6 protein-coding genes are annotated in these 8,626 nt (G+C 63.1%); 2 read left to right on the top strand and 4 right to left on the bottom strand.

Annotated features, from left to right (window positions below; translation table 11 throughout):
• Nucleotides 1–32: 32 nt before the first annotated feature.
• A complete protein-coding gene (locus PMI38_RS20365; protein ID WP_008098003.1) occupies nucleotides 33–503 on the bottom strand; it encodes a MaoC family dehydratase in 471 nt (156 codons plus the stop codon).
• A 33-nt stretch (nucleotides 504–536) separates the two neighbouring features.
• Nucleotides 537–1,481 carry an alpha/beta hydrolase gene (locus tag PMI38_RS20360; protein ID WP_008098001.1) on the bottom strand — a complete coding sequence of 315 codons (945 nt, stop codon included), beginning with the start codon at nucleotides 1,479–1,481 and terminating at the stop codon, nucleotides 537–539.
• Between the two features lie 208 nt (nucleotides 1,482–1,689).
• On the opposite strand from PMI38_RS20360, the gene fadD2 reads away from it, so the two are divergent.
• Together fadD2 and fadD1 are read left to right on the top strand one after the other, a co-directional pair.
• On the top strand, nucleotides 1,690–3,378 hold the full coding sequence (gene fadD2 / locus PMI38_RS20355) for a long-chain-fatty-acid--CoA ligase FadD2 (RefSeq protein WP_008097999.1): 1,689 nt from the start codon (nucleotides 1,690–1,692) through the stop codon (nucleotides 3,376–3,378).
• Between the two features lie 387 nt (nucleotides 3,379–3,765).
• Nucleotides 3,766–5,463, top strand: a complete 1,698-nt coding sequence (fadD1, locus tag PMI38_RS20350; RefSeq protein ID WP_008097998.1) for a long-chain-fatty-acid--CoA ligase FadD1 — start codon at nucleotides 3,766–3,768, stop codon at nucleotides 5,461–5,463.
• 103 nt (nucleotides 5,464–5,566) lie between these two features.
• Here fadD1 and PMI38_RS20345 read toward each other — a convergent pair whose 3' ends face one another.
• Complete coding sequence (locus tag PMI38_RS20345; protein WP_008097996.1) at nucleotides 5,567–6,874, bottom strand: NAD(P)/FAD-dependent oxidoreductase; 1,308 nt, start codon at nucleotides 6,872–6,874, stop codon at nucleotides 5,567–5,569.
• Between the two features lie 30 nt (nucleotides 6,875–6,904).
• Nucleotides 6,905–8,269, bottom strand: coding sequence for a glutamine synthetase family protein (locus PMI38_RS20340; RefSeq protein ID WP_008097994.1), 1,365 nt, complete (start codon nucleotides 8,267–8,269; stop codon nucleotides 6,905–6,907).
• Nucleotides 8,270–8,626: the final 357 nt, after the last annotated feature.

The following is an 8,626-nucleotide window of genomic DNA, read 5'->3' as shown; positions in this document are numbered from 1 at the left end:
GCCGGCGATAGGGCCGGTACTGACGGAATCAATCAGCTGGCAACGAAATTCGGCGGCGATACCAGTTCAACGGTCTGCTGCTTGCGCGGCGCCAGGATCTCGGCCTCGCCCTCGACCACCAGTTCATCGTTCTGGTTGTACACGTTGGTGGCGATGCGCACCTTGAACTTGGGCAGCTTCTCGAGAATTTCCAGGCGCACGGTCAGCGTGTCGCCGATCTTCACGGGCTTCTGGAAGCTCATCTTCTGGCCCAGGTAGATGGTGCCAGGGCCGGGCAAGGTGCAGGCGACTGCGGCGCTGATCAGCGCACCGCTGAACATGCCATGGGCAATGCGCTCGCGGAACATGCTCTTGGCGGCGAACTCGGCATCCAGGTGCACCGGGTTGTGGTCACCGGACATGGCGGCGAACAGTTGGATGTCGCGTTCTTCCACGGACTTCTCGTAACTGGCCGTCTGGCCCACTTCAAGAGCTTCGTACGGCGTGTTGGTGACCTGGGTCATTGGCGTTTCCTTGATGAAAGGACGAGGCCGCCATCATTCACTGCGGGCAGGGCGGCCAAGGGCCAGCGCCTGCTCCAGCCAGGCGAGGATATCGGCGGTGACCTCGTCTTTGTTGAGTTCATTCAGCACTTCGTGCCGCGCCTCAGGATAGACGCGCAGCTGTACATGTCGATTGCCGGTCGCGCGCAGGGCGTCGGCCAGATGAGTGAGACGCTTGCCGGCACTCACCGGATCACATTCGCCGCCAATTACCAGCAACGGCAGGTTCGGGTCGATCTGCGCCAGGTTCCTGGCCTGGCTGATCTGCGCCAGGCCTTGCAGCAGATCGAGCCACAGCTGGTTGCTGCAGCGAAAGCCGCACAGCGGGTCTTCGACGTACTTGTCGACTTCGAGAGGATCGCGGCTTAGCCAGTCGAAAGTCGTGCGATTGGGCTTGAAGGCCTTGTTGAACGAGCCGAACGACAGCCAGTCGATCAGGGCACTCTTGCCCAATGGCCCCTGGCGCAAGGTTTCCACGCGGGCAATCAGGCGCGCCGCTCGGTACAGCGCCGGCGGTTGCAGGTTGGAGCCACTGAGTACTGCTCCATGCACGCTGCCACTGTGGTGCATCAGGTAGGCCTGGGCGATGTAGCTGCCCATGCTGTGGCCGAACAGGAACAGCGGAGTGCAGGGAAACTGCTGGCCGATGTGCTGGGCCAGCAAACCGAGGTCGTTGACCACGGCATTCCAGCCATGCTTCCGGGCGAACAGGCCAAGGTTGCCGAGCTCGGCGGTACGGCCGTGGCCGCGCAGGTCGGGTGCCAGCAGCGCGTATCCGGCCTCGCTGAGGGCATGTCCCAGACGCTGGTAGCGGCCGGCATGCTCGGCCATGCCGTGCGCCAGCAGCACCACCGCCTTGACCGGCGTGGCGGGCAGCCATTGATGCACGTACAGGCTGCAATGCTCGCTGGCGGGCAGCCAGAAGGCGTCGTGAGGCATGGCGAATCCTTTGCGCAGGGGTACGAGCACAGTGTATGCACAACCGCCCGGATTGCAGGAAGGGCACAAATAAGATTCACAATGTTAATGGCGGCACTTGGCGTATATGCCACCTTGGGCTTACCTGCTAACGTCGGTTCAACGCCTTTTTGCCATCAGGCAAACGAGGCAAGGGATCATGCAGGTCAAGGCAGAGGAACAACAATAAATGCAAGCCGACTTCTGGAATGACAAGCGCCCGGCGGGCGTACCTTCCACCATCGACATCCATGCATACACCTCGGTCGTCGAGGTGTTCGAGCGCTCCTGCAAGCGCTTCGCCGACCGCCCGGCGTTCAGCAACCTTGGCGTGACCCTGACCTACGCCGAGCTCGAGCGCCATTCCGCGGCCTTCGCCGCCTGGCTGCAGCAGCATACCGACCTGGTACCGGGCGACCGCATCGCGGTGCAGATGCCCAACGTCCTGCAATACCCCATCGCGGTGTTCGGTGCCTTGCGTGCCGGGCTGATCGTGGTCAACACCAACCCGCTCTACACCGAGCGCGAAATGCGCCACCAGTTCAAGGATTCCGGTGCCCGCGCGCTGGTGTACCTGAACATGTTCGGCAAGCGCGTGCAGGAGGTACTGCCGGATACCGGCATCGAGTACTTGATCGAGGCGAAGATGGGCGACCTGTTGCCTGCGGCCAAAGGCTGGCTGATCAACACCGTGGTCGACAAGGTGAAGAAAATGGTCCCGGCCTACCACCTGCCACAGGCCGTTTCGTTCAAGCAGGTACTGCGCGAGGGCCGTGGCCAGGTGCACAAGCCGGTACCGTTGACCCTCGACGACATCGCCGTGCTGCAATACACCGGCGGCACCACCGGGCTGGCCAAGGGGGCCATGCTCAGCCACGGCAACCTGGTGGCGAACATGCTCCAGGTGCTGGCCTGCTTCTCCCAGCACGGCCCGGACGGGCAGAAGATGATCAAGGACGGCCAGGAGGTGATGATCGCGCCGCTGCCGCTGTACCACATCTATGCCTTTACCGCGAACTGCATGTGCATGATGGTCACCGGCAACCACAACGTACTGATCACCAACCCGCGCGATATTCCCGGCTTCATCAAGGAACTCGGCAAATGGCGCTTCTCGGGGTTGCTGGGCTTGAACACCTTGTTCGTTGCCTTGATGGACCATCCCGGTTTCCGTCAGCTGGATTTCTCTGCGCTCAAGGTCACCAACTCGGGCGGTACGGCGCTGGTCAAGGCCACTGCCGAGCGCTGGGAGAGCCTCACCGGCTGCCGCATCGTCGAAGGCTATGGCCTGACCGAAACCTCGCCTGTGGCCAGCACCAACCCCTATGGCCAGCTGGCGCGCCTGGGCACCGTGGGGATGCCCGTGGCGGGTACTGCGTTCAAGGTCATCGACGACGAGGGCAACGAGGTGCCGTTGGGTGAGCGGGGCGAGCTGTGCATCCAGGGGCCGCAGGTGATGAAGGGGTATTGGCAGCAACCCGAAGCCACCGCCCAGGCGCTGGACGCTGAAGGCTGGTTCAAGACCGGCGACATCGCGGTGATCGACCCGGACGGCTTCACCCGCATCGTCGACCGCAAGAAGGACATGATCATCGTCTCGGGCTTCAACGTGTATCCCAACGAGATCGAGGATGTGATCATGGGCCACCCGCAAGTGGCCAACTGCGCGGCCATCGGGGTGCCGGACGAGCGTTCCGGGGAGGCGGTGAAGCTGTTCGTGGTGGCGCGCGAGGGCGGTCTCAGCCTGGATGAGCTCAAGGCCTACTGCAAGGCCAACTTCACCGGGTACAAGGTGCCCAAGCACATTGTGTTGCGTGAATCGTTGCCGATGACGCCAGTGGGCAAGATTCTGCGGCGCGAGTTGCGCGACATCGCTTGAATTCGCGGCGGCCCTATCGCCGCGGTTCGTCGCCACGACAAGCCGGCTCCCACAAGGTTTTGCACACAGCCTGAGAGCTGTGCTGTACCTGTGGGAGCCGGCTTGCCGGCGATGCGGCCTCAGCCGCTCTAAAATGCCACTCCTGACCAGAAATTCCAGCCATTCCGCGACATTTTGGATAAATACTCTAAAAATGACTTGTATCGTTCATTGAGTCATTTTTGTGACCGTAAAGGCCAAATTTGGCCTCTAGGCGACCCCAAACAAAGCTGTTACTCTCGGCGCGCTTTCAGATGATTCGGTTTGCAATGAACCGCCATCACATATCAATAATAAGCGCATCGACGCGTGAATCGAACTTCGCTGTTGCTGAAGGAGTGGGCTTCCATGATCGAACATTTTTGGAAGGATAAATACCCAGCCGGGATTACGGCGGAAATCAATCCTGACGAATTCCCCAATATCCAGGCGGTATTGAAGCAATCCTGCCAACGCTTTGCCGACAAACCGGCCTTTAGCAACCTGGGCAAGACTATCACCTACGGCGAGTTGTACGCGCTGTCGGGCGCTTTTGCCGCCTGGCTGCAGCAGCACACCGACCTCAAGCCGGGTGATCGCATTGCCGTGCAACTGCCCAATGTCCTGCAGTACCCGGTAGCGGTATTCGGTGCCATGCGCGCCGGGCTCATCGTGGTCAACACCAACCCGCTGTACACCGCACGGGAGATGGAACACCAGTTCAACGACTCCGGTGCCAAGGCCCTGGTGTGTCTGGCCAACATGGCCCACCTGGCCGAGAAGGTGGTGCCCAAGACCCAGGTCAAGCACGTCATCGTCACCGAAGTGGCCGACCTGCTGCCGCCGCTCAAGCGCCTGCTGATCAACAGCGTCATCAAGTACGTGAAGAAGATGGTACCGGCCTACAACCTGCCGCGTGCCGTGCGATTCAACGACGCCCTGGCGCTGGGTAAAGGTCAGCCGGTCAGCGAAGCCAACCCGCAGGCCAACGATGTGGCGGTGCTGCAGTACACCGGTGGTACCACCGGCGTTGCCAAGGGCGCGATGCTGACCCACCGTAACCTGGTGGCCAACATGTTGCAGTGCCGTGCACTGATGGGCGCGAACCTGCACGAAGGCTGCGAGATCCTGATCACCCCGCTGCCGCTGTACCACATCTACGCTTTTACCTTCCATTGCATGGCAATGATGCTGATCGGCAACCACAACGTGCTGATCAGCAACCCGCGCGACTTGCCCGCGATGGTCAAGGAACTGAGCAAATGGAAGTTCAGCGGCTTCGTCGGCCTCAACACCTTGTTCGTTGCCCTGTGCAACAACGAGGCGTTCCGCGCGCTGGATTTCTCGGCACTGAAAATCACCTTGTCCGGTGGCATGGCCTTGCAGTTGAGCGTGGCCGAACGCTGGAAGACGGTCACCGGTTGCGCCATCTGCGAAGGCTACGGCATGACCGAGACCAGCCCGGTGGCGGCGGTCAACCCGGCCGAGGCCAACCAGGTCGGTACCATTGGTATCCCCGTGCCGTCGACCCTGTGCAAGATCATCGACGACAGCGGCAATGAACTGCCGTTGGGTGAAACGGGAGAGCTGTGCGTCAAGGGCCCGCAGGTGATGAAGGGCTACTGGCAGCGTGAAGATGCCACCGCCGAGATCCTCGACGCCGAAGGTTGGCTGAAGACCGGGGACATCGCCCTGATCCAGCCCGACGGCTACATGCGCATCGTCGACCGCAAGAAGGACATGATCCTGGTCTCGGGCTTCAACGTGTACCCCAACGAGCTGGAAGACGTGCTTGCGGGCTTGCCGGGTGTGCTGCAGTGCGCCGCGATCGGCGTGCCGGACGAGAAGTCGGGTGAGGTGATCAAGGTGTTCATCGTGGTCAAGCCTGGCATGACCGTGACCAAGGAGCAGGTGATGGAGCACATGCGTGCCAACGTCACCGGCTACAAGGTGCCGCGTTTCATCGAGTTCCGCGATGCCTTGCCGACCACCAACGTGGGCAAGATCCTGCGTCGCGAACTGCGTGATGAAGAGTTGAAGAAGCAGGGGCTGAAGAAGATCGCCTGATTTTTTGGATCTTGGCTGGCCTCTTCGCGGGACAAGCCCGCTCCCACAGATGCTCTACCGCAACCTGTGGGAGCGGGCTTGTCCCGCGAAGAGGCCAGTAAAATCAGCGCAGTTTTTCCAGCATCTGGTAGTACCACATCCCCGCCGCCAACAGCGGATTCCCCAGCAAGTCCCCCATCGGCACCTTGATGTGCTTGCACGCCGCAAAGGTATCGAACTTCTCCAGCGTCCCGGTCAGCGCCTCGGCCATGATCTCGCCCATGATATGGCTGGTGGCGATGCCATGCCCGGAGTAGCCCTGGCAATACCAGACATTGTCCGAGAGCTTGCCCAACTGCGGAATGCGGTTCACCACGATGCCCATTGCGCAGCTCCACTGGAACTCGATCGGCACGCCCTTGAGCGCTGGGAAGGTGCGCTCGATGCACGGACGCAGTTCGCCTTCGATATCACGCGAATCCTTGCCCGAATAGTTGGCGCCACCGCCGAACAGCAGGCGTTTGTCCGCCGTCAGGCGGTAGTAGTCGAGGACGAAACGGCAGTCGTACACCGCCAGGTCCTGCGGGTTGATCTGCTCGGCCAGTTCACCTAGCGGGGCCGTGGTGACGATGCCGCCCATGGCAGGGAAGATCTTGCCCTTGAGCTGACGTTTTTCCAGCTTGTGGTAGACATCGCCAGCCAGCATGACCTGGCGTGCCTCGATCCGGCCCTGGGCAGTGACCACCGCCGGACGTGGGCCGTGGACGATGTCCAGTACCTCGGAATTCTCGAAGATCAGCGCACCCAGGCTGTGGGCGGCGCGAGCCTCGCCGAGGCACAGGTTGAGCGGGTGCAGGTGCAGGTTGCGCAGGTTCTTCAGCGCACCCAGGTACAACGGGCTCTGCAGATGTTCGGCGACGGCAGTGCGGTCGAGCAGTTGCACCTGCTCACCCATGCCGCGGCGCTGGGCCTCGGCCTGGAAACCGCGCAACTCGTCCATATGGGCAGGCTTCATTGCCGCGTGCAGGTGGCCGCGCTTGAGGTCGCAGTCGATGCCATAGCGCTCGACCCGCTGCTCGATGATCTGATGCCCGCGCCAGCGCAGGTGCCAGATGAAGTCGTCGACCTCGCTGCCCAACCGCTGGCGCATCTGCGTGCGCATGGCCTCGTCGCCCGACAGGCTGCCGGTGACTTGCCCGCCGTTACGCCCGCTCGCGCCCCAGCCGATACGGTTGGTTTCCACCACCGCCACCTTGAGGCCGCGCTCGGCCAGCTCGACGGCGGTGGCCACGCCGGTGAAGCCGCCGCCGATGATGGCCACGTCGACCTGCACCGTACCCTTGAGTTGTGGGTACTCGGTGTGGTCGTTGAGCGAGGCGCTGTAGTAGGACGGCGCGCGCTGGGCCGGGCCGTTGTTCACTGCTGCGTTCATGGGTATTCCTTGTTCTGAATAGGGTAGGGCTCAGGCCTGGTGCAGGTACCAGCGCCAGTCCTGTTCGCTGACTTCGGCCATGAACTGGCGGTATTCGGCACGCTTGACCTTCAGGTACACGCCAAGGAAGGCTTCGCCGAGCGCTTCCCGGGCCCACTCCGAGCGCTCCAGCGCGTCGAGGGCGGTCAGCCAGTCGGTGGGCAGGTGCTCGGTGGCCTGGGCGTAGCCGTTGCCTTCGACGGGGGCGCCCGGGTCGAGCTGCTCGCGGATGCCGCGATGGCTGGCGGCGAGGATGGCTGCCGCTGCCAGGTAAGGGTTGGCGTCGGCGCCGCAGATGCGGTGCTCCACATGGCGGCTGTTGGCCGGCCCGCCGGGCACGCGCAGGCTCACGGTGCGGTTGTCGACGCCCCAGGTCGGGGCCAGCGGCGCGTAGCTGTTGGCCTGGAAGCGGCGGAACGAGTTGGCGTTGGGGCAGAACAGCAACAGCGAGTCACGCAGGTGGCGCAGCATGCCTGCGACCGCCTGGCGCAGCAGCGGGGTGCCGGCCTTGTCCTCGCTGGCGAACAGGTTGTTGCCGGCGCTGTCGGCCAGGCTCAGGTGCATGTGCATGCCGGTGCCGGCCAGTTGGGCGAAGGGCTTGGCCATGAAACAGGCTTGCATGCCATGGGCATGGGCCACGCCTTTGACCAGTCGCTTGTAGCGCACGGCCTGGTCCATGGCCTCCAGTGCATCGCCATGCTCCAGGGTGATTTCCACCTGGCCCGGGGCGTATTCGGAAATTGCCGTGCGGGCCGGGATACCTTGGGCCTTGCAGGCCGCGTAGAGATCGGCGAGGAACGGCTCGATCTGCTCCAGCTCGCGCAGGCCATAGACCTGGGTGCTGCGCGGGCGGCCGCCGTCATTGTCCAGGGCCGGTTGCGGGCGGCCCTGGGCATCGCGTTTCTGGTCGAGCAGGTAGAACTCCAGCTCGCAAGCCATCACCGGGTGGTAACCATCGGCCTTCAGGGCTTCGACGGTGCGCAGCAGCACATGGCGCGGGTCGGCGACGCTGGCCGGCAGGCCTTCGCTGGGGTGCATGCTGACCTGCACGGCGGCGGTCGGCACACGGCGCCAGGGCAGGCGCACCAGGCTGCCCTCCAGAGGGTAGGCGCGGCAGTCGATATCGCCGACGTCCCAGACCAGGCCGGAGTTCTCCACGTCATCGCCGTTCAGGGTCAGGCCCAGGATGGTGCTGGGCAGCGGGCGGCCGCTCTGGTACACCGCCAGCAGTTCCTCGCGGTGCAGCAGCTTGCCGCGGGGTACGCCGTTGGCGTCGAGGATGAACAGTTCGAACAGCTCGATGTCCGGGTTGTCGGCGAGAAAACGGCTGGCTTGCTCTACGGGTGCAAAGTGCATGATGGATTCGCTCGTGGGCACACAGGACCGCCGCTTGGCTGCGGTCCGGCTGAGTCAATCGGCCGAGGGGTGGCCGGGTATGTTCAGAGAGGCGAGAGCGAAGTATCCGGTGGGCGGGCGTGGCGGCAGTGCCACAGGGCCCAGAAGGCGAGGATCACATGGACCAGCGGATTTTCGCCGGCGCAGGTCCTGGCCTTCGGTAGCGAAGGGCGGGACTGCGGCGGGGCGATGGTCGGTGCGGGGGTCATGCCTTTGATACTCACATGCGGCTCAAGGTTGATTAAAGCAGTGAATGGCAACCTTCAGATCGGACTTGGCTAAACATTCGTGATACTGCCACTGGCCCTATCGCCGGCA

The organism is Pseudomonas sp. GM84, from assembly GCF_000282535.1.
Lineage (GTDB): Bacteria > Pseudomonadota > Gammaproteobacteria > Pseudomonadales > Pseudomonadaceae > Aquipseudomonas.
This window is presented reverse-complemented; position numbering and strand designations above follow the sequence as displayed.